Consider the following 18472-nt stretch of genomic DNA (forward strand, 5'->3'; position numbering starts at 1 on the left):
GAAAACAGAAGTCAACAACAAGCAACTGTCATTTTATGGGATTTTTCCAATAAAATGCTTTTGTCTTGTCTGCCAGCTTCTCTTTTCCGTAATCTGCTGACTGCTTGAAATATTAGTAGTAAACATTAAATCAAAGAGGTGAAAATTGTGATTACAAAACCAGATAAAAACAAAACACGTCAAAAGAGACATCGTCGTGTACGTAACAAAATCTCTGGTACTGCTGAGTGCCCACGCTTGAACATTTTCCGTTCTAACAAAAACATCTACGCGCAAGTCATTGATGACGTAGCGGGTGTGACGCTAGCAAGTGCCTCTGCCTTGGATAAAGAAATTTCAGGTGGAACAAAAACAGAAACAGCTGCAGCTGTTGGTAAACTAGTTGCTGAACGTGCCGCTGAAAAAGGCATCAAAAAAGTAGTCTTCGACCGTGGTGGATACCTTTACCATGGCCGCGTGCAAGCTTTAGCTGAAGCTGCTCGTGAAAATGGACTAGAATTTTAGGAGAAGGAGGAACACCATTCATGGTTTATATTGATCCAAAACATTTGGAATTAGAAGACCGCGTTGTAGCGATCAACCGTGTAACAAAAGTTGTTAAAGGTGGACGTCGTTTACGTTTCGCAGCTTTAGTTGTTGTCGGTGACAAAAACGGACACGTTGGTTTCGGTACTGGTAAAGCACAAGAAGTACCTGAAGCTATCCGTAAAGCAATCGAAGACGCGAAGAAAAACTTAGTTGAAGTGCCTATGGTTGGTTCTACTATCCCGCACGAAGTAATTGGCGTATTCGGTGGCGGCCGTATCCTTATGAAACCTGCAGTAGAAGGTTCTGGGGTAGCTGCTGGTGGACCAGTTCGTGCCGTATTGGAATTAGCTGGTGTAGCAGATATTACATCTAAATCACTAGGTTCAAACACACCTATTAACGTTGTTCGCGCAACTGTTGAAGGTCTAAAACAATTAAAACGTGCCGAAGAAGTGGCAGCACTTCGCGGTAAATCTGTAGAAGAAATTATCGGTTAAGGAGGACAAAAATAATGGCTGAATTAAAAATTACTTTAAAACGCAGTGTTATCGGACGTCCTCAAAACCAACGTGCTACAGTTAAAGCGTTAGGTTTAGGTAAAGTGAATAGTACTGTTACAAAACCTGCCAATGAAGCAATCAAAGGTATGGTTAACACTATTTCACATTTAGTGGACGTAGAAGAAGTTTAAGATTTATAGATTTGTAATAGAAGATTGCTTAAGGAGGTGCCAAACCTATGAAACTTCATGAATTAAAACCTGCTGAGGGCTCACGCCAAGTACGTAACCGTGTTGGACGTGGTACTTCATCTGGTAATGGTAAAACAGCTGGCCGTGGACAAAAAGGGCAAAAAGCCCGTTCAGGCGGTGGTGTTCGTTTAGGATTTGAAGGGGGTCAAACTCCATTATTCCGTCGTTTACCAAAACGTGGGTTTACAAACATTAATCGTAAAGATTACGCTGTTGTGAACTTAGATACTTTAAACCGTTTTGAAGATGGAACAGAAGTAACTCCTGTTGTCCTAAAAGAAGCAGGAATCGTTAAAAACGAAAAAGCGGGAATCAAAGTTCTTGCAGATGGTGAGTTAACGAAAAAATTAACTGTGAAAGCAGCTAAATTCTCGAAATCAGCACAAGAAGCTATCGAAGCTGCTGGTGGTTCAATCGAGGTGATCTAATTGTTCAAGCTATTAAAGAACGCCTTTAAAGTCAAAGACATTAGATCAAAAATCTTATTTACAGTTTTAATCTTGTTTGTATTTCGCCTAGGTGCGCACATTACTGTGCCCGGGGTGAATGCAAAGGGATTGTCTGATTTAAGTAGCTTACCCTTTTTGAATATGTTGAATATGGTGAGTGGTAGTGCCATGCAAAACTTCTCTATCTTCTCGATGGGGGTTTCGCCATACATTACAGCCTCTATTATTATTCAACTATTGCAAATGGATATTGTACCTAGATTTGTAGAATGGTCAAAACAAGGGGAAGTTGGGCGTAAGAAATTAAATCAAGCAACAAGATATCTAACGATTGTCTTGGGTGTGGCTCAGTCAATGGGGATCACTGCTGGTTTTAATAGCTTAAGTCAAACTGGGATTGTCAACAATCCAACCTTAGGTACCTTTGTGATGATTGCAGTTATTTTAACTGCTGGGACGATGTTTGTGACTTGGATGGGTGAACAAATTACAGAAAAAGGAATCGGAAATGGTGTTTCAATGATTATCTTTGCCGGGATTATTTCTCGTTTGCCAGGAGCAGTCAAAGAAATCTATGAAGATTACTTCGTCAATATCGAGTCTTCTCGTATTTGGCAATCTGTTATTTTCATTGCAATCTTAGTTATTGCTATTTTGGTGATTGTTACAGTCGTAACGTTCTTCCAACAAGCAGAACGTAAGATTCCAATCCAATATACAAAACGTGTTTCTGGTGCACCAACAAGTAGTTATTTACCGTTAAAAGTAAATGCTGCTGGGGTTATTCCAGTTATCTTTGCCAGCTCGTTAATTGCAACACCAAATGCCATTTTACAAGCTTTCTCATCAAAATTCGCTGGTGAAAATTGGTATGACATTATGACAAAAATCTTCAGTTATAACACAGTTCCAGGGGCAATCATCTATACTGTCCTAATCGTTGCGTTTACGTTCTTCTATGCATTTGTTCAAGTAAACCCTGAGAAATTAGCGGAAAACTTACAAAAACAAGGAAGCTACATTCCAAGCGTGCGACCAGGTAAAGGTACAGAAGAATATGTATCTGGCGTGTTAATGAGATTAAGTGTTGTCGGCTCAATTTTCCTAGGACTTGTTGCTTTACTTCCAATCATTGCGCAAATGGTTTGGAACTTACCTCAATCAATCGGTTTAGGTGGAACAAGTTTACTAATCGTTATCGGGGTTGCATTAGAAACAACGAAACAATTAGAAGGATTAATGATGAAACGTCAATATGTCGGCTTTATCAATAAGTAAGAATCGAGTGTTGAGGTTTTACCTCAGCACCATTCTCACATATGGCTAGCTTCATAAGCCGGTCTTTAAAATTAGGAGGAGAATATATGAACCTCATTTTAATGGGATTACCTGGAGCAGGTAAAGGCACCCAAGCAGAAAAAATCATTGATACGTATGGCATTCCACATATTTCTACTGGAGATATGTTCCGTGCAGCAATGAAAAATGAAACTGCCTTGGGCCTAGAAGCGAAATCTTATATCGATAAAGGTGAACTGGTTCCTGACGAAGTAACAAACGGAATTGTTAAAGAACGCCTTGCTGAACCAGATACAGACAAAGGATTCCTATTAGATGGTTTCCCACGTACACTGGATCAAGCAAAAGCATTAGATACAATGCTTAAAGAATTAAACAAAAAAATTGATGCTGTCATTGACATCCATGTAGAAGAAGATGTATTAATCGAGCGTTTAGCTGGACGATTCATCTGTCGCACATGTGGCGCAACGTATCATAAATTATTCAACCCGCCAAAAGTTGAAGGCACTTGTGATCGCTGTGGCGGACATGAATTCTACCAAAGAGAAGATGATAAGCCCGAAACGGTTAAAAATCGTTTGGCAGTCAACATTGAAAGTAGCGCACCAATCTTAGCTTTCTATAAAGAACAAGGCTTGATGCATACAATCGATGGCAATCGCGAAATCGATACTGTTTTTTCTGATGTGAAAAAAATCATTGACGAAAACTAATTTCCAATTGCCCGCAGTTTAACCCTGTTGTTGTATTCAGTTTCTCTTGCCAAAACATAACTAAATATGGTAGAATATATCAGTCCGACTTCTACAGTTTTGTGACATCAAAATGAATAACGAAGTTAGTTGAGAATTTCTAGGTGGGAGCTGGAGTTTCCGCCGTTTTATCGTGTGAAAACGCGAAACAAGTACAAGGAGGTACTGTGCGTGGCAAAAGAAGATATGATTGAAGTCGAAGGTACAGTCGTCGAAACTTTGCCGAATGCAATGTTTAAAGTCGAACTAGAAAATGGACACCAAGTTCTTGCTACTGTTTCAGGTAAAATCCGTATGCACTACATCCGTATCTTACCTGGTGACAAAGTAACAGTTGAATTATCACCGTATGATTTAACGCGTGGCCGTATTACTTATCGCTTTAAATAATTGTACTCCGTAAAACCACAGGAGGTATTATCATGAAAGTAAGACCATCAGTAAAACCAATGTGTGAACATTGTAAAGTAATTCGCCGTAAAGGACGTGTTATGGTTATTTGCCCAGCAAATCCAAAACATAAACAACGTCAAGGATAATTAGGAGGTGTAACGAATAATGGCTCGTATTGCAGGAGTAGACATCCCTCGTGACAAACGTGTAGTAGTTTCTCTTACTTACATTTATGGTATTGGTAACACTACAGCTAAAAAAGTTTTAGCAAACGTTGGCGTATCTGAAGATGTTCGTGTACGTGATTTAACAAACGAACAAACAGATGCGATTCGTGCGGAAATTGATAAGTTAAAAGTTGAAGGGGATCTTCGTCGTGAAGTGAACTTAAACATCAAACGCTTGATGGAAATCGGTTCATACCGTGGAATCCGTCACCGTCGTGGATTACCAACTCGTGGACAAAACACGAAAAATAATGCACGTACTCGTAAAGGCCCTACTAAAACAGTAGCAGGCAAGAAAAAATAATTCCTAAGTGAAGGAGGTTAGAACTTCATGGCAGCAAAAAAAGTTAGTCGTAAACGCCGTGTCAAAAAGAATATAGAATCAGGTGTAGCACATATCCATTCTACATTCAACAATACAATCGTAATGATTACTGATACACATGGTAATGCATTAGCATGGTCATCAGCAGGATCATTAGGCTTTAAAGGAAGCAAAAAATCAACTCCTTTTGCCGCTCAAATGGCTGCAGAAGCCGCAACTAAAGTGGCAATGGAACATGGACTTAAAACTGTAGACGTAACAGTTAAAGGACCTGGTTCTGGACGTGAAGCAGCAATTCGTTCATTACAATCAACAGGTTTAGAAGTGACTGCAATTCGTGACGTGACTCCAGTTCCTCATAATGGATGCCGCCCTCCAAAACGCCGTCGTGTTTAATGAGCGCCACTCATTCTGAGTTTGAATTAGGAACGTCATTGAACAAGACACTTTTCGTTTTGAAAGGGGTATAGATAAGAATGATTGAATTTGAAAAACCAAGAATCGAAAAAATTGATGAAAATAGAGATTATGGTAAGTTCGTCGTTGAACCATTAGAACGCGGTTACGGAACTACTTTAGGTAACTCTCTACGTCGTATTTTATTGTCTTCTTTACCAGGAGCTGCAATTACGAATATTCAAATCGATGGTGTTTTACACGAATTCTCAACCATTCCAGGTGTACGAGAAGACGTAACACAAATTATTTTGAATATTAAAGGCTTAGCATTGAAATTATATGCTGAAGAAGAGAAAACCCTTGAGATCGATATTACAGGACCCGCTACCGTGACTGCCGGCGATATTATCGTGGACAGTGATGTTGAGATCCTAAATAAAGATTTAGTTATCTGTAGTGTTGCTGAAGGAGCTACTTTCCATGCTCGCTTAACAGTGAAACCTGGTCGTGGCTATGTTCAAGCAGACGAAAACAAAAAAGAAGATATGCCAATCGGTGTACTTCCAGTTGATTCCATCTACACACCCGTTCGTCGTGTTAACTACCAAGTAGAAAATACACGTGTTGGTCGTCGTGATGATTTCGACAAATTAACAATGGAAATATGGACAGATGGTTCAATCATTCCTCAAGAAGCACTAAGTTTAGCTGCGAAAATCATGACTGAGCATTTAGATATCTTTGTAAACCTTACTGACGAAGCGAAAAACGCTGAAATCATGGTGGAAAAAGAAGAAACTCAAAAAGAGAAAATGCTAGAAATGACGATTGAAGAACTTGATTTATCAGTTCGTTCATATAACTGTTTAAAACGTGCAGGCATTAATACTGTACAAGAACTTACAAACAAATCTGAACCAGAAATGATCAAAGTACGTAATTTAGGTCGTAAATCTCTTGAAGAAGTAAAACTTAAATTGCATGATCTAGGATTAGGATTACGTAAGGACGATTAAGACTTTTACGAAGTTTCCAGTCCTGCTTAACAGCAGTGGCTCGTGAGAACAGAAACGAAGGAGGGAACCCAACGTGAGTTACCGTAAATTAGGACGCACATCAAGCCAACGTAAAGCTATGCTACGTGATATTACAACTGATTTAATCATCAACGAACGCATCGTAACTACTGAAGCTCGTGCGAAAGAAGTACGTTCAACTGTAGAAAAAATGATTACTTTAGGTAAACGTGGAGATCTTCATGCACGTCGTCAAGCAGCTACTTTCGTTCGTAATGAAGTTGCTAGTGTTCGTGAAGAAGATGAGTCTATCGTTGTTGAATCAGCTTTACAAAAGCTATTTAACGATTTAGGACCTCGTTTCGCGGAACGCCAAGGTGGTTACACTCGTATCTTGAAGACAGAACCAAGACGCGGCGATGCAGCACCAATGGTAGTTATCGAATTTGTTAAATAATTAATAAACCGATCACTTTATAGATGTTTCTTTTAGAGTGTTATGATGTTGGAGGCGACTCCGAGTCTAGCTCTGCTTTCCCTGCTAAAGATGGCTTTAGTAGGGGAGCACTCATCATATAAAGGTGATTTTTTTTTGCTTTGGGAAAACGCTGTTTTCTCAAAGCTTTTTTGTTTCTTAAAAGCATTGCAGAAGCTTTTCCGGTTTGTTATACTGGTTATTAATTGGAATTTTCAGATAATTAAACATCTGAGTTAGTAGAAGGGGGAATTATATGTCGCAAATGTTTGCTTTTTCGTTGCTGATGGTTATTTTATACATTGGTGATGTAGTTTCTATCAAAACAAAAGCTTGGGTTCCATCTGTTTTTGTTTGTGGTGTTTTATTTATTCTTGGTTATTGGACTATTTTTCCACAAAATATTGTGGAAGTGGCAGGGATTCCTACAGTGGTTGCCACTTTATTAATGTATCTGTTGATTACTAATATGGGCACTCTGCTCTCTGTTAAAGAATTGGTTAATCAATGGAAAACGATTGTGATTGCTTTGTCAGGTATTCTGGGCATTATTGCCTTGTTATTAGCTGTAGGGACTTTTGTTTTTGACTTAAAAACAGTTTTAGTTGCAATCCCGCCGTTAGTAGGAGGTTTAGTTTCTTCATTAGTAATGTCAGAAGCGGCTCAATCAGCTGGTTTAGCCTCACTTTCGGTTTTGGCAATTTTAATTTATGTCATTCAAGGGTTTGCAGGTTATCCCTTAACTTCAATTGTTCTAAAAAAAGAAGGAAAGCGGAAGCTTCAAGAATATCGAGCAGGGACATGGCAGCCGGTTCATGAACAAGAGGGGCAAGAAACAGGAGCAGAACCAGATGTGCCTAAACTATTTGAAAAAGTACCCAAACGATATCATACAGATTATTCACGAATTTTACGTTTAGCCTTAGTTGCCACACTCGCTTATTATGTTTCTGTGTGGACGGCACCGTTTGTGACGATTAGTCCTTTTGTGCTGTGTTTATGTTTTGGCGTGATTGCAACGTCTTTAGGCTTTTTAGAAAAGCAACCATTACAGAAAGCAAATAGCTTTGGTTTTGCGATTTTAGGGTTAATGCTTTTTGTCTTTGATGGCTTAAAACAAGCCACACCTGAAATGTTGATGGATTTATTTTTACCAATGATTGGGATTATTGTGATTGGTGTTATCGGGATGTACATCTTTTCAGCAATTGTTGGTCGTGTATTAGGTGTGAGTAAAGAGATGGCATTCGCTGTTTCGTTGACAGCTTTATATGGCTTTCCAGCCGATTATATTATTACGAATGAAGTGATTCAATCATTGACAGAAGATGAACAAGAACAGGCGGCTTTAACGAGCCATTTAATGCCACCGATGTTAGTGGCAGGTTTCGTAACAGTCACCATTGTTTCGGTTATTTTAGCGGGTATTTTTTCAAGTATTTTATTAAGTTTGTAGAAACGGGGCGTAAGTATGAAAAAAATCAAAGCACTGATCAAGCAGCATGCACAAGAAATGATTGCTTTTCGACGGGATTTACACCAACATCCAGAATTACAATTTGAAGAATTTCGAACGACAGAAAAAGTTGCGGCAGTTCTTGATCAATTGGGAATTACTTATCGCAAAACAGAACCGACGGGTTTAATTGCTGAAATTGTGGGCGGCAAACCAGGCCGAGTGGTTGCGCTGCGGGCGGATATGGATGCCTTACCTGTACAGGAATTAAATGAAGATTTAGCTTATAAATCTTTAGAAGCTGGCAAGATGCATGCATGTGGGCATGATTCCCATACCGCGATGTTAGTAACAGCAGCTAAAGTATTAAAAGAAATCCAAGAAGAACTTCAGGGAACAGTAAGGTTAATTTTTCAACCATCTGAAGAAAATGCGCAAGGTGCTAAAGCAATGGTTGCGCAAGGCGCAATGACCGGTGTTGATGATGTATTTGGCTTACATATCTGGTCACAAATGCCTGTAGGAACCGCTTCGTGTCGAGTGGGCTCAAGTTTCGCATCCGCAGATATTTTTTCTGTTGATTTTAAAGGACGTGGTGGCCATGGTGCCATGCCAAACGCTTGTATTGATGCGGCAGTCATAGCTTCTTCTTTCGTGATGAATCTGCAAACGATTGTTTCTCGGGAGACAGATCCTTTAGATCCAGTAGTTGTCACGATTGGACGGATGGATGTGGGGACCCGTTTTAATGTGATTGCTGAGAATGCACGTTTAGAAGGAACGGTTCGTTGCTTTAGTGTAGCAACGCGTAATCGAGTAGAACAGGCGCTGCAACGCTATGCGGAACAAACAGCCGCTATTTACGGTGGGACGGCTTCGTTAGATTATCAATATGGAACGTTGCCAGTGATTAATGATGAGCAAGATGCCTTGTTTGCCCAAACACTAATTAAGGAAAATTTTGGTGAAGCGGCCTTAAGACAAGAAGAGCCGACAACCGGTGGTGAAGACTTCAGTTATTATACTGAACATGCTTCTGGTTGTTTTGCCTTAGTGGGAAGTGGTAATCCAGAGAAAGATACGGAATGGGCACATCACCATGGTCGTTTCAATATTGATGAAGATGCGATGGCAATGGGTGCTGAGTTATATGCCCAATATGCGTTTGAATATTTGAAGACGCATTTTTAAAAGAAAATCAGTAACTTCTTGTTTTATGAGAACAAGAAGTTATTTTTATGAAAAATAGACCTGTCAAGACAGATAAGAGCTCCCATAATGACCGTTCTTTTGGTATAATAAAAAATAGTGTGAAGAATCAGAACAGATGATTGAAAAAACGCTACTTTTTTGGTAGTGTTAGAAAGAATAAATAGATTGAGGGAGTACGCGATGCAACCAATCATTGAACTAAATAATATCCAATTTAATTATCAACCAGAAGATGCTTCTCCCGCTTTAAAAGATGTGTCTTTTTCCATTCAACAAGGCGAATGGGTCGCTATTATTGGCCATAATGGTTCTGGTAAATCAACGTTAGCCAAAACGATCAATGGGCTGTTACTGCCAGCTGCTGGGACTATCAAAGTTGGCGGCAAAGAATTAAATGAAGCAAACGTCTGGGATATCCGGCGTATGGTAGGAATGGTCTTTCAGAATCCAGATAACCAATTTGTCGGTTCAACAGTCGAAGACGATGTGGCTTTTGGTTTAGAAAATCAAGGTATTCCGCGTGATGAAATGGTCGAACGTGTCCACGATGCCTTAGAACGGGTTCGTATGTTAGATTTTGCCAAGCGAGAACCTGCTCGGCTATCTGGTGGCCAAAAACAACGAGTAGCTATCGCTGGTGTGGTTGCTTTGCGACCAGATATTATTATTTTAGACGAAGCGACAAGTATGTTAGATCCAGAAGGTCGTGCAGAAGTAATTGCTACCATTCAAAAGATTAAAGAGGAAAGCAATTTAACAGTTATTTCTATTACCCACGATATTGATGAAGCGGCTAATGCGAATCGTATTTTAGTGATGCGCCAAGGACAATTGACAAACGAAGGAACACCAGAAAAGATTTTTTCTGCAGGAGAAGCGCTTGTTGAAATGGGCTTGGATTTACCGTTTCCTGAAAAATTAAAAGTAGCTTTGAAAGAGCGTGGCGTTGTTGTGCCCACGAATTATTTAACAGAAGAAGGGATGGTGGATTGGTTATGGACATCCGTTTTAAACAAGTAGATTTTACTTACCAACCCAATACTCCTTTTGAGCAACGGGCATTATTCGATATTAATTTAACGATTCAAGACGGCTCTTATACAGCGATTGTCGGACATACTGGCAGTGGCAAATCAACGCTATTGCAACATTTAAATGCTTTGGTGAAACCAACTAAAGGCCAAGTGACAATTGGAGAGCGTGTGATTACGCCAGAAACTGATAATAAGAATTTAAAACCAATTCGTAAAAAAGTTGGGATCGTTTTTCAATTTCCAGAAGCACAATTGTTTGAAGAAACAGTGGAGCGAGACATCGCTTTCGGACCGAAAAATTTTGGTGTTTCAGACGAAGAAGCGAAAAAATTAGCTAAGAAAATGCTTGATTTAGTCGGCTTAGATGAAAAATACTTACAACATTCTCCGTTTGAGTTATCAGGTGGTCAAATGCGCCGTGTCGCAATTGCTGGTGTGCTAGCGATGGAACCAGAAGTCTTAGTATTAGACGAACCGACCGCTGGTTTGGATCCTAAGGGTCGTAAAGAAATGATGGAGATGTTTAGTCGTCTGCATAAGGAACATAATATGACCATCGTTTTAGTGACACATTTGATGGATGATGTGGCTAATTACGCAGATCATGTGATTGTTTTAGAAAAAGGACAAATCGTCCGAGCGGGAGCACCACAAGAAGTGTTTCAAGAGACACAATGGTTGAAAGAAAAACAATTAGGCGTGCCAACTGCAGCCGAATTTGCTGAAAAATTAGTGGCAAAAGGCTTTTCTTTTGAGCAATTACCATTAACGGCCGATCAATTAGCCGATCAGCTTCTGAAAAAAATGCAGGAAGCAGGTGAGGCAAAATGATGAATAAATTGATTTTTGGGCGCTATATTCCAGGTGATTCTTTTATCCATCGTTTAGATCCGCGCGCAAAATTATTAGCTAGTTTTTATTTTATTGGAATTATCTTTTTAGCAAATAATTGGCAGAGTTATGTTTTAATAGCAGCCTTTACTGCTTTTGCTATTTCATTATCAAAAATCAGTGCCCGCTTCTTTATCCGCGGTGTTCGGCCATTATTATGGCTAATTCTGTTTACTGTGGCTCTTCAAACCTTGTTTACACAAGGGGGCGAAGTGTACTTTCAGTGGGGAATTATTTCCATTACCCAGTTTGGTGTGACGAATGGGCTATTTATTTTCTGTCGTTTTGTTTTAATTATTTTCATGTCAACGTTATTAACTTTAACGACGGCACCATTAGAGTTATCAGATGCGATTGAATATTTGCTACGTCCACTTCGTGTGGTGAAATTTCCAGTTCATGAAGTTTCATTGATGTTATCAATTGCCTTACGTTTTGTCCCAACATTAATGGATGAAACGGAAAAGATTATGAATGCCCAACGTGCCCGTGGTGTTGATTTTGGTGAAGGAAACTTACTTCAAAAAATGAAAGCTATTGTTCCACTTTTAATTCCGCTTTTCGTAAGTAGTTTTAATCGTGCGGAAGACTTAGCGACTGCCATGGAAGCAAGAGGTTATCAAGGTGGCGAAGGACGGACAAAATACCGCATTCTTCATTGGCACCTACGAGATACAATAGTAATGTTTGGCTTTGTCTTGTTAACCATTGGCTTATTTGTATTAAGAACTTAGAAAAGGTGAAGAAAAATTATGCCCCGCTATAAAGCAATCATTGCCTATGATGGCACTCATTTTCATGGCTTTCAAAAGCAGCCTAATGAGCGTACCGTTCAAGAAGAAATAGAAAAAACGTTAGCACGCATGAATAACGGACACTCCGTGACGGTTTTTGGTTCAGGACGAACAGATGCAGGTGTTCATGCAATGGGCCAAGTGATTCACTTTGATTATCCGCAGGAACGTCCGTTGGAAAAAATGCGCTTTGCGTTAGACACACAAACACCAGAAGACATTGCTGTGCGCAGCGTGGAACGTGTTTCAGAAGACTTTCATGCACGTTATCACGTGATCGAAAAAACCTATCAATTTAAAGTGGATATTGGCAAACCGCGAAGTCCATTTCGACGTTTTTATGCTAGTTATTTTCCGTATCCCATTGATCTCGAAAAAATCCAACAAGCTTTGCCTGATTTATTAGGCACCCATGATTTTACCTCTTTCTGTGCCTCAGGAAGTTCGGTAGAAGATAAAGTCCGAACCATTCATGAAGCCAGTGTTCATGTCAATGAAACGGGGGATGAATTAACATTCACTTTTCGGGGCGATGGTTTCTTGTACAAAATGATTCGGATTTTAGTTGGTACGCTATTGAAAATCGGCAATGGGCGGCTGGAACCAACCGCGATTCCAGCAATTATCGCAGCCAAAGATCGAAATTTAGCAGGTCCGACTGCTCATCCAGAAGGATTGTATTTAGCAGAAGTGAAATATGAAAACTAAAAAGACGTAGACCTTACAAGAAAAGGTCTGCGTCTTTTTAGTTGCAAAATTTAGATGTATTTAACAGCTGTTCCGTAAGCCACGACAGATTGCATGTCTGTGCCAATTGTGCCAGAATTAAAACGCATCATCACAACGGCATCTGCACCTAATTTAGAGGCTTCTGCTTTTAAACGTTCGATTGCTTGGTCGCGTGCTTCTCGTTGCATATCAGTGTAACCTTTGATTTCACCGCCAACTACGCTTTTTAGTCCAGCACCTAAATCTTTAAACATATTTTTAGAACGTGTGGTTAACCCGAAAACTTCTCCAATAATTTCATATTCTTGACCGCTAATTCTCTCGGTTGTTGTAACTAACATGGGCAATTTCCTCCAGTACTTGTTGGTAACTTCAATTTACCATAGTCAAGAGTTTGGTACAACGAATATACATAAAAACGACACTAGAAAAGATGCGCTTCCGCATTTCTTCTAGTGTCGTTTTGGTAAGAATTAATCAAGAATAGGATCTTTTTTAGAAATCATGACCCAAACCCAACTAATTAGAAAAGCAACCGTTGCTGGAACGACCCAGCCCATGCCAATAGTGAACAATGGTAAGTATTGGCCGGCTTTTTCTAAAAGCGTTGTTACAAACGCCGTATCTTTGATAAAGGCAGGCGCGCTATTTAATGCATCTAAAACAGCAGCAATCAATGTGATATAGGTCGTTGCTTGATAGACTTCCCGTCGATGTTTGAAAATAGGACTGATGATTACCAAAAGCATTAAAGTAATCGCCAATGGATAAAGGAACATCAAGACTGGAACGGCAAATTGAATGATGTTGGTTAAGCCGACATTTGCAAAAATAGCTGGTAAAATAACAACAATTGCCAAGAATTTTTGATAGGAAACTTTCGGAAACATTTCTTCAAAAGTCTCAGAAAAGGCTGTGCTTAAGCCGATACCGGTTTTTAAACAAGCAAGAACTACGATAAAAGCCAGTAAAATACTCCCTGGTAGGCCTAAATAGTAATTAGCAATTTGGGCTAAGGCAATCCCGCCGTTTTCACTGATTGGAAAAGCCCCGATACTCATTGTTCCCATATAAGCAAGTAAGGTATAGATAATCCCCATCAATACAACACTGAAAGCACCTGATTTAATCATTCCTTTAGCGATATCTCCTGGTTTTTCGACGCCCATATTTCGTAAAGTGGAAACGACAACAATCCCAAAAGCTAATGAAGCTAAAGCATCCAACGTATTATAACCTTCTGTAAATCCTTTAAAAAAAGGACTTGAAATATAATTTTCACCAACAGCGGCACTGGCCACATGACCTAATGGTTTTACAAAGGCTAAAACAATCAAAATTCCTAGCAATGCTAAAAATAACGGATTTAAAAATTTACCCACATAATCTAAGATTTTACTTGGCTTTCTAGAGAAGAGCCAAACGGCTAAGAAAAATAATGCGGAAAAACCAGCAAGAACCAGCCATTGCAAGTCTTTAGGAACAAATGGTGCAAGACCAATCTCAAAAGAAGTAGTTGCTAACCTTGGTAAAGCAAAGAAAGGACCAATCGTTAAATATAATAGTAAGGTAAAAATAAGAGCATAACGACGATTAATCCGAGAAGCTAAGTCAAAAACACCTGAACTTTTAGAAACACCCATAGCAATCACACCAAGAAAAGGTAAGCCAATTCCAGTGGCTAAGAAGCCCAAGTTTGCTAAAAAGACGGAAGCCCCCGCTTCTTGTCCCATATGTACAGGGAAAATTAAATTTCCAGCACCGAAAAACAAACCGAATAACATTGAACCAACGTATAGATAATCACGCCAAACTAACTTTTTTTGCATAGATTCACACTCCTTAATATTGTCTTATTATTTAAAATAACAGAAGAAGAAACAGAGAGCAACCAGTTTTTATAGAAAACATTGGTTTTCTTATTTTTCTATGAAATAAGCATACTGATAATCATCACAATAGTGTCCATTTATATAAAATTCTTCTTTAAAATGTGCTTCCTGCACAAAACCATGTTTTTCATAGAATCGAATGGCTTCTTGATTGGTAGCCATTACTCGCAAACTCAGCTTATGAATCCCGCTTATCTGGGCCATCTCTTTGACATACGACAACAAAGAACCACCAATCCCTTGGCCCTGGAAATCTGGCGAAACGCCAATACTTAGTAGCCATTGCTTTTGATGAGCTGCTAACGAAGTGGGCGGATGGACTTCAATAAATCCAGCAAGTTGTTGTCCGCTGATGGCAACGAAAATCGTTTCATCTTTCATTTTTTCTTGATATGCCGCAAGCGAGAGTGGTTGTATCTCGGCAGGGGTATTCTCTTTTGTCCAAATGATTTGGTCCAAGGCATGTAATGCGGGCCAATCTGCTTCGGCAACTAAGCGAATAGTGAGTGAGGTAGACAAGATAATAGTGCTCCTTTTTCTGAAATTTTAAAATATAAAAAGACTATAGCATTTATTGTCTGAAAATTCAAATACTTTTAAAACGAAAAGAAAAATGGCTGCACCTTTTCGATAAAATCAAAATATGCTACCATAGCTACCAGAGGATAGATGGTAAAAAAGAATCTATCTAAATGGAGGGTATGTTTGTGAAAAAAATGGCAGTATATTGTGGCGCTAGTCTGGGAAATGAGCCAATCTATCAGCAAGCTGCAGTAGCGTTAGCCGCTTGGATGAAAGAAAATCACTATGATCTAGTTTATGGCGGTGGCAATGTTGGTCTAATGGGTACAGTGGCTGATACGCTTTTGGCAGAAGGTGGAGAGGTAATTGGTGTCATGCCCACTTTTTTAATGGAACGAGAGATTGCACATAATGGCATTACAAAGATGCATACAGTCAGTGATATGCATGCGCGTAAGAAAAAGATGATTGAATTGGCAGATGTGTATTTAGCTTTACCCGGTGGTCCCGGCACACTCGAAGAAATTAGCGAGGTGATCTCTTGGGGCCGAGTCGGTGAACATATGAATCCTTGTATTTTATACAACGTGAATGGTTACTATGATTTACTAGCTGCTTTTTTTGATAAAATGGTAGAAACTAATTTCTTAACAGCGGCGGATCGAGCTAAAATTTTCATTTCAGATTCCTTAGAAGAAATTGGTGCATTTATTGATTCCTATGAACCGCCAATGATTCGTCAATACAAAAAATAACAAAAGAGGCAGTCACTCTAACCAGAATGACTGCCTCTTTTTTACTAGTTTTTCGTTAAAATCCGATGTAAGAACTCTTTTGTCCGAGCTTCTTTTGGATGGACAAAAATATCTTCAGCGGTCCCTTCTTCAGCAATGACACCTTTATCCATGAAAATAACACGATCGGATACGTCCCGCGCAAATTCCATTTCATGTGTTACAATCACCATTGTTAGCCCTGTATGGGCAAGATTTTTCATCGTTTTTAGCACTTCGCCAACCATTTCAGGATCCAATGCAGAAGTTGGTTCATCGAAAAGTAAAACATCTGGATCCATTGATAATGCTCGAGCAATGGCTACCCGTTGCTTTTGTCCACCAGATAATTGAGCAGGTTTGGCATCAATAAAACGAGCCATGCCAACTTTTTCTAAATTTTCTAAGGCAATTTTTTTGGCTTCTTCTTTGTTTCTTTTTAGGACAGTCATCTGACCAGAAGTACAGTTTTCTAAGACATTCATGTTATTAAATAAATTGAATGATTGGAAAACCATACCTAAATGGGTCCGATATTTGGGCAAACTATAACCACGTTCTAAAACATTTTTACCATTATAGATGATTTTGCCATCTGTTGGTTTTTCTAACAAATTGATACAACGTAGTAACGTTGATTTACCAGAACCAGAAGAACCGATAATGGTGACAACTTCTCCTTTGTTGACGTTCATATTGATATCTTTTAATACTTCGTTTTCGCCAAAGCTTTTTCGTAAATGTTCAATTTCAATAATTGCACTCATCTGTTTGCCTCCTAGCTTTCTTTTCCTTCTTCAGTTAATTCTTCTACTTTAACGTAAGCAGAAGGGCCATCCATTTTACGTTCCACAACACGTAAGATTCGTGTGATCACAAAAGTCATTACCAAGTACATGATGCCGACAATTGTAAAGGTTTGGAAGAACTGGAAGTTTGCGCCAGAAGCAGCATTCCCTTGGAAGAATAAATCTGCGACACCGATAACACTTAACACGGCTGTATCTTTGATATTAATGACAAATTCATTCCCTGTTGCAGGTAAAATATTACGTAATACTTGGGGAATAACGACTTTACGCATTGTTTGTCCATGGGTCATCCCAATCGCTTGTGCTGCCTCGAATTGTCCTTTATCCACTGCGAAAATACCTCCGCGAACAATTTCAGACATATAGGCACCAGTATTCACAGAAACGATAAATAATGCGGCCACTGTTCGGTCTAAAGAGATGCCAAAAGCTAGAGCTAAACCATAGAAAATAACCATTGCTTGAACCATCATTGGTGTACCACGGAAAACTTCAATATAAATAGAAAGAATTAAATTTCCTAATTTTTGGAAGAAACGAGCGACTGGGTTTTCAGAATCTGGAATTGTACGGAAGACACCAATTAGTAAACCAAGGGTTGTTCCGACGACCGTCCCGATTAACGCGATAAATAGCGTTAAACCAGCACCACGTAAAAACATGTCGCCATATTGATTCCAAATATTTTTGAAATCGTTAATAAGTCCTGTTTTTTGTTCATCACTATCTGTTGCTGCAGGTTGATCCTTGATTGCTTGGTCCATAATTTTTGTCCGTTCATCTTGAGAAATACCTGCTAAAATTTTGTTTACTTTTTCAATGTCTGGATCGCCTTTACGCATGCCGACTGCTACTTGTGAGTCTTCAGCGCTAGCATCAAAGCCATTTTCTTTTGGAAATTCTAACATTTTTAATTCTTTATTGACACTAGTTGCTGTTATGCCTTCAGGGCGTTCACTAACATACCCATCAATCATGCCAGAAGCAAGTGCTGTTCGCATAGCTGAAAAGTTATCCATTGCTTGCTGTTTATTGACATTTGGAATTTGATCAATTAATCCGTAGTGGAATGTATTTAGTTGAGCCGTAATTTTAGCATCAGCTAAATCTTTCAAGCTTTTTGCATTAGCGTATTTGCCATCTTTTTTTACAATTACGACAAATTGTGATTCATAATAAGGGTTTGTAAAAGCAATTTCTTTTTTTCGTTCAGCGGTTGGGCTCATTCCGGCGATAATGGCATCAATTTTTCCAGATTGTAAGGCGGGCGCCAAGCCATCCCATTTGGTTTGGACGATTACTAATTTACGACCTAAACCATCGGCAATTTTTTTAGAAATTTGAACATCATAGCCGCCTGCATAAGAGTTGCCTTGAATAGGCACTGCGCCATGTGCGTCATTTTTCTGTGACCAGTTAAAAGGGGCGTAGCCAGCTTCCATGCCGACACGAAATTCACCATTTTCCTCCGCCGAAGCGTTGGTTGTCATGCCAAGTAACGAAAATAGCGTGACAAGTAGTAGACTGAATGAAAAAACTTTTTTGTTCATCTTTTTCTCTCCTTTAAATTTCTTGTCTGATTGATCGTTTTGTCTTTTTTCAATCAACAAGCTTTGATAATCAGCTGAGCAAAAGCGATTCTGTCTTTTTAAAGGAGAATACTTCTGTCACAACCTATTTTTGAATACAAAAAAACAACCAAACAGATGTAAGGTTGCTAGGTAATGTCGAAAAAAATTC

The 18472-nt window shown here is 39.2% G+C and carries 25 protein-coding genes; 20 read left to right on the plus strand and 5 right to left on the minus strand.

Annotated features, from left to right (window positions below):
* Positions 1 to 147 precede the first annotated feature (147 nt).
* The 19 genes from rplR to truA all read left to right on the plus strand — a co-directional run bounded on the left by rplR (position 148) and on the right by truA (position 12712).
* A complete protein-coding gene (gene rplR, locus IGL90_RS00845; protein ID WP_002356218.1) occupies positions 148 to 504 on the plus strand; it encodes a 50S ribosomal protein L18 in 357 nt (118 codons plus the stop codon).
* 20 nt (positions 505 to 524) lie between these two features.
* Complete coding sequence (gene rpsE / locus IGL90_RS00850; RefSeq protein ID WP_002356219.1) at positions 525 to 1025, plus strand: 30S ribosomal protein S5; 501 nt, start codon at positions 525 to 527, stop codon at positions 1023 to 1025.
* Positions 1026 to 1039: 14 nt separating this feature from the next.
* The gene (gene rpmD, locus IGL90_RS00855) at positions 1040 to 1219 is read left to right on the plus strand and encodes a 50S ribosomal protein L30 (RefSeq protein ID WP_002356220.1); all 180 of its coding nucleotides are present in this window, start codon (positions 1040 to 1042) and stop codon (positions 1217 to 1219) included.
* Between the two features lie 47 nt (positions 1220 to 1266).
* On the plus strand, positions 1267 to 1707 hold the full coding sequence (gene rplO / locus IGL90_RS00860; protein ID WP_002356221.1) for a 50S ribosomal protein L15: 441 nt from the start codon (positions 1267 to 1269) through the stop codon (positions 1705 to 1707).
* Positions 1708 to 3006 (plus strand): preprotein translocase subunit SecY, encoded by a 1299-nt coding sequence (gene secY, locus IGL90_RS00865; protein WP_002359350.1) that lies wholly within the window; start codon positions 1708 to 1710, stop codon positions 3004 to 3006.
* Positions 3007 to 3092: 86 nt separating this feature from the next.
* Positions 3093 to 3743 (plus strand): adenylate kinase, encoded by a 651-nt coding sequence (locus IGL90_RS00870; RefSeq protein WP_002356223.1) that lies wholly within the window; start codon positions 3093 to 3095, stop codon positions 3741 to 3743.
* Positions 3744 to 3953: 210 nt separating this feature from the next.
* Positions 3954 to 4172: a translation initiation factor IF-1 gene (gene infA / locus IGL90_RS00875; RefSeq protein ID WP_002356224.1), complete on the plus strand. Its 219-nt coding sequence runs from the start codon at positions 3954 to 3956 to the stop codon at positions 4170 to 4172.
* A gap of 32 nt (positions 4173 to 4204) precedes the next feature.
* Positions 4205 to 4321, plus strand: a complete 117-nt coding sequence (gene rpmJ, locus IGL90_RS00880) for a 50S ribosomal protein L36 (RefSeq protein ID WP_002288710.1) — start codon at positions 4205 to 4207, stop codon at positions 4319 to 4321.
* A gap of 19 nt (positions 4322 to 4340) precedes the next feature.
* Positions 4341 to 4706, plus strand: a complete 366-nt coding sequence (rpsM, locus tag IGL90_RS00885) for a 30S ribosomal protein S13 (RefSeq protein WP_002356225.1) — start codon at positions 4341 to 4343, stop codon at positions 4704 to 4706.
* 27 nt (positions 4707 to 4733) lie between these two features.
* The gene (gene rpsK / locus IGL90_RS00890) at positions 4734 to 5123 is read left to right on the plus strand and encodes a 30S ribosomal protein S11 (RefSeq protein ID WP_048738124.1); all 390 of its coding nucleotides are present in this window, start codon (positions 4734 to 4736) and stop codon (positions 5121 to 5123) included.
* An 80-nt stretch (positions 5124 to 5203) separates the two neighbouring features.
* Positions 5204 to 6142: a DNA-directed RNA polymerase subunit alpha gene (locus IGL90_RS00895; RefSeq protein ID WP_002356227.1), complete on the plus strand. Its 939-nt coding sequence runs from the start codon at positions 5204 to 5206 to the stop codon at positions 6140 to 6142.
* Between the two features lie 73 nt (positions 6143 to 6215).
* A complete protein-coding gene (rplQ, locus tag IGL90_RS00900; protein WP_002356228.1) occupies positions 6216 to 6599 on the plus strand; it encodes a 50S ribosomal protein L17 in 384 nt (127 codons plus the stop codon).
* Between the two features lie 45 nt (positions 6600 to 6644).
* A complete protein-coding gene (locus tag IGL90_RS00905) occupies positions 6645 to 6857 on the plus strand; it encodes a hypothetical protein (RefSeq protein ID WP_048738125.1) in 213 nt (70 codons plus the stop codon).
* Positions 6858 to 6873: 16 nt separating this feature from the next.
* Positions 6874 to 8073, plus strand: a complete 1200-nt coding sequence (locus IGL90_RS00910; RefSeq protein WP_048738127.1) for a DUF819 family protein — start codon at positions 6874 to 6876, stop codon at positions 8071 to 8073.
* A gap of 15 nt (positions 8074 to 8088) precedes the next feature.
* Positions 8089 to 9264, plus strand: coding sequence for a M20 family metallopeptidase (locus IGL90_RS00915; RefSeq protein WP_002396130.1), 1176 nt, complete (start codon positions 8089 to 8091; stop codon positions 9262 to 9264).
* A 201-nt stretch (positions 9265 to 9465) separates the two neighbouring features.
* Positions 9466 to 10305 (plus strand): energy-coupling factor ABC transporter ATP-binding protein, encoded by an 840-nt coding sequence (locus tag IGL90_RS00920; RefSeq protein ID WP_002359354.1) that lies wholly within the window; start codon positions 9466 to 9468, stop codon positions 10303 to 10305.
* Complete coding sequence (locus IGL90_RS00925) at positions 10281 to 11150, plus strand: energy-coupling factor ABC transporter ATP-binding protein (protein WP_002381364.1); 870 nt, start codon at positions 10281 to 10283, stop codon at positions 11148 to 11150. Before IGL90_RS00920 ends, IGL90_RS00925 begins: the two co-directional genes overlap by 25 nt.
* Positions 11147 to 11944: an energy-coupling factor transporter transmembrane component T family protein gene (locus IGL90_RS00930; protein ID WP_002373841.1), complete on the plus strand. Its 798-nt coding sequence runs from the start codon at positions 11147 to 11149 to the stop codon at positions 11942 to 11944. The genes IGL90_RS00925 and IGL90_RS00930 overlap by 4 nt, the downstream gene beginning before the upstream one ends.
* A gap of 18 nt (positions 11945 to 11962) precedes the next feature.
* Positions 11963 to 12712, plus strand: coding sequence for a tRNA pseudouridine(38-40) synthase TruA (gene truA, locus IGL90_RS00935; RefSeq protein WP_002356237.1), 750 nt, complete (start codon positions 11963 to 11965; stop codon positions 12710 to 12712).
* Between the two features lie 50 nt (positions 12713 to 12762).
* On the opposite strand, the gene IGL90_RS00940 is transcribed toward truA, so the two are convergent.
* From IGL90_RS00940 to IGL90_RS00950, 3 genes are all read right to left on the minus strand, one after another.
* The gene (locus IGL90_RS00940; RefSeq protein ID WP_048738129.1) at positions 12763 to 13074 is read right to left on the minus strand and encodes a heavy metal-binding domain-containing protein; all 312 of its coding nucleotides are present in this window, start codon (positions 13072 to 13074) and stop codon (positions 12763 to 12765) included.
* 132 nt (positions 13075 to 13206) lie between these two features.
* On the minus strand, positions 13207 to 14562 hold the full coding sequence (brnQ, locus tag IGL90_RS00945) for a branched-chain amino acid transport system II carrier protein (RefSeq protein ID WP_002361550.1): 1356 nt from the start codon (positions 14560 to 14562) through the stop codon (positions 13207 to 13209).
* A 90-nt stretch (positions 14563 to 14652) separates the two neighbouring features.
* The gene (locus IGL90_RS00950; protein ID WP_048738132.1) at positions 14653 to 15144 is read right to left on the minus strand and encodes a GNAT family N-acetyltransferase; all 492 of its coding nucleotides are present in this window, start codon (positions 15142 to 15144) and stop codon (positions 14653 to 14655) included.
* Positions 15145 to 15317: 173 nt separating this feature from the next.
* Between IGL90_RS00950 and IGL90_RS00955 the strand changes: the two genes are divergently transcribed.
* Positions 15318 to 15902: a TIGR00730 family Rossman fold protein gene (locus tag IGL90_RS00955; RefSeq protein ID WP_002394583.1), complete on the plus strand. Its 585-nt coding sequence runs from the start codon at positions 15318 to 15320 to the stop codon at positions 15900 to 15902.
* Between the two features lie 44 nt (positions 15903 to 15946).
* Here IGL90_RS00955 and IGL90_RS00960 read toward each other — a convergent pair whose 3' ends face one another.
* Entirely contained in the window at positions 15947 to 16687 is a 741-nt protein-coding gene (locus IGL90_RS00960; protein ID WP_002356242.1) for an amino acid ABC transporter ATP-binding protein, read from the minus strand.
* Positions 16688 to 16698: 11 nt separating this feature from the next.
* Positions 16699 to 18282, minus strand: a complete 1584-nt coding sequence (locus tag IGL90_RS00965; protein WP_002381368.1) for an ABC transporter substrate-binding protein/permease — start codon at positions 18280 to 18282, stop codon at positions 16699 to 16701.
* Between the last annotated feature and the right edge of the window lie 190 nt (positions 18283 to 18472).

Source organism: Enterococcus sp. DIV1307a (assembly GCF_050537425.1).
GTDB classification, from domain to species: domain Bacteria; phylum Bacillota; class Bacilli; order Lactobacillales; family Enterococcaceae; genus Enterococcus; species Enterococcus faecalis.

Coding starts and splice junctions, on each gene's coding strand:
- rpsE (WP_002356219.1), top strand. CDS start 525: ATGGTTTATATTGATCCAAAACATTTGGAATTAGAAGACCGCGTTGTA.
- rpmD (WP_002356220.1), top strand. CDS start 1,040: ATGGCTGAATTAAAAATTACTTTAAAACGCAGTGTTATCGGACGTCCT.
- rplO (WP_002356221.1), top strand. CDS start 1,267: ATGAAACTTCATGAATTAAAACCTGCTGAGGGCTCACGCCAAGTACGT.
- IGL90_RS00870 (WP_002356223.1), top strand. CDS start 3,093: ATGAACCTCATTTTAATGGGATTACCTGGAGCAGGTAAAGGCACCCAA.
- rpmJ (WP_002288710.1), top strand. CDS start 4,205: ATGAAAGTAAGACCATCAGTAAAACCAATGTGTGAACATTGTAAAGTA.
- rpsM (WP_002356225.1), top strand. CDS start 4,341: ATGGCTCGTATTGCAGGAGTAGACATCCCTCGTGACAAACGTGTAGTA.
- rpsK (WP_048738124.1), top strand. CDS start 4,734: ATGGCAGCAAAAAAAGTTAGTCGTAAACGCCGTGTCAAAAAGAATATA.
- IGL90_RS00895 (WP_002356227.1), top strand. CDS start 5,204: ATGATTGAATTTGAAAAACCAAGAATCGAAAAAATTGATGAAAATAGA.
- IGL90_RS00905 (WP_048738125.1), top strand. CDS start 6,645: ATGTTGGAGGCGACTCCGAGTCTAGCTCTGCTTTCCCTGCTAAAGATG.
- IGL90_RS00910 (WP_048738127.1), top strand. CDS start 6,874: ATGTCGCAAATGTTTGCTTTTTCGTTGCTGATGGTTATTTTATACATT.
- IGL90_RS00915 (WP_002396130.1), top strand. CDS start 8,089: ATGAAAAAAATCAAAGCACTGATCAAGCAGCATGCACAAGAAATGATT.
- IGL90_RS00920 (WP_002359354.1), top strand. CDS start 9,466: ATGCAACCAATCATTGAACTAAATAATATCCAATTTAATTATCAACCA.
- IGL90_RS00925 (WP_002381364.1), top strand. CDS start 10,281: ATGGACATCCGTTTTAAACAAGTAGATTTTACTTACCAACCCAATACT.
- IGL90_RS00930 (WP_002373841.1), top strand. CDS start 11,147: ATGATGAATAAATTGATTTTTGGGCGCTATATTCCAGGTGATTCTTTT.
- truA (WP_002356237.1), top strand. CDS start 11,963: ATGCCCCGCTATAAAGCAATCATTGCCTATGATGGCACTCATTTTCAT.
- IGL90_RS00940 (WP_048738129.1), bottom strand. CDS start 13,074: ATGTTAGTTACAACAACCGAGAGAATTAGCGGTCAAGAATATGAAATT.
- brnQ (WP_002361550.1), bottom strand. CDS start 14,562: ATGCAAAAAAAGTTAGTTTGGCGTGATTATCTATACGTTGGTTCAATG.
- IGL90_RS00955 (WP_002394583.1), top strand. CDS start 15,318: ATGGAGGGTATGTTTGTGAAAAAAATGGCAGTATATTGTGGCGCTAGT.
- IGL90_RS00960 (WP_002356242.1), bottom strand. CDS start 16,687: ATGAGTGCAATTATTGAAATTGAACATTTACGAAAAAGCTTTGGCGAA.
- IGL90_RS00965 (WP_002381368.1), bottom strand. CDS start 18,282: ATGAACAAAAAAGTTTTTTCATTCAGTCTACTACTTGTCACGCTATTT.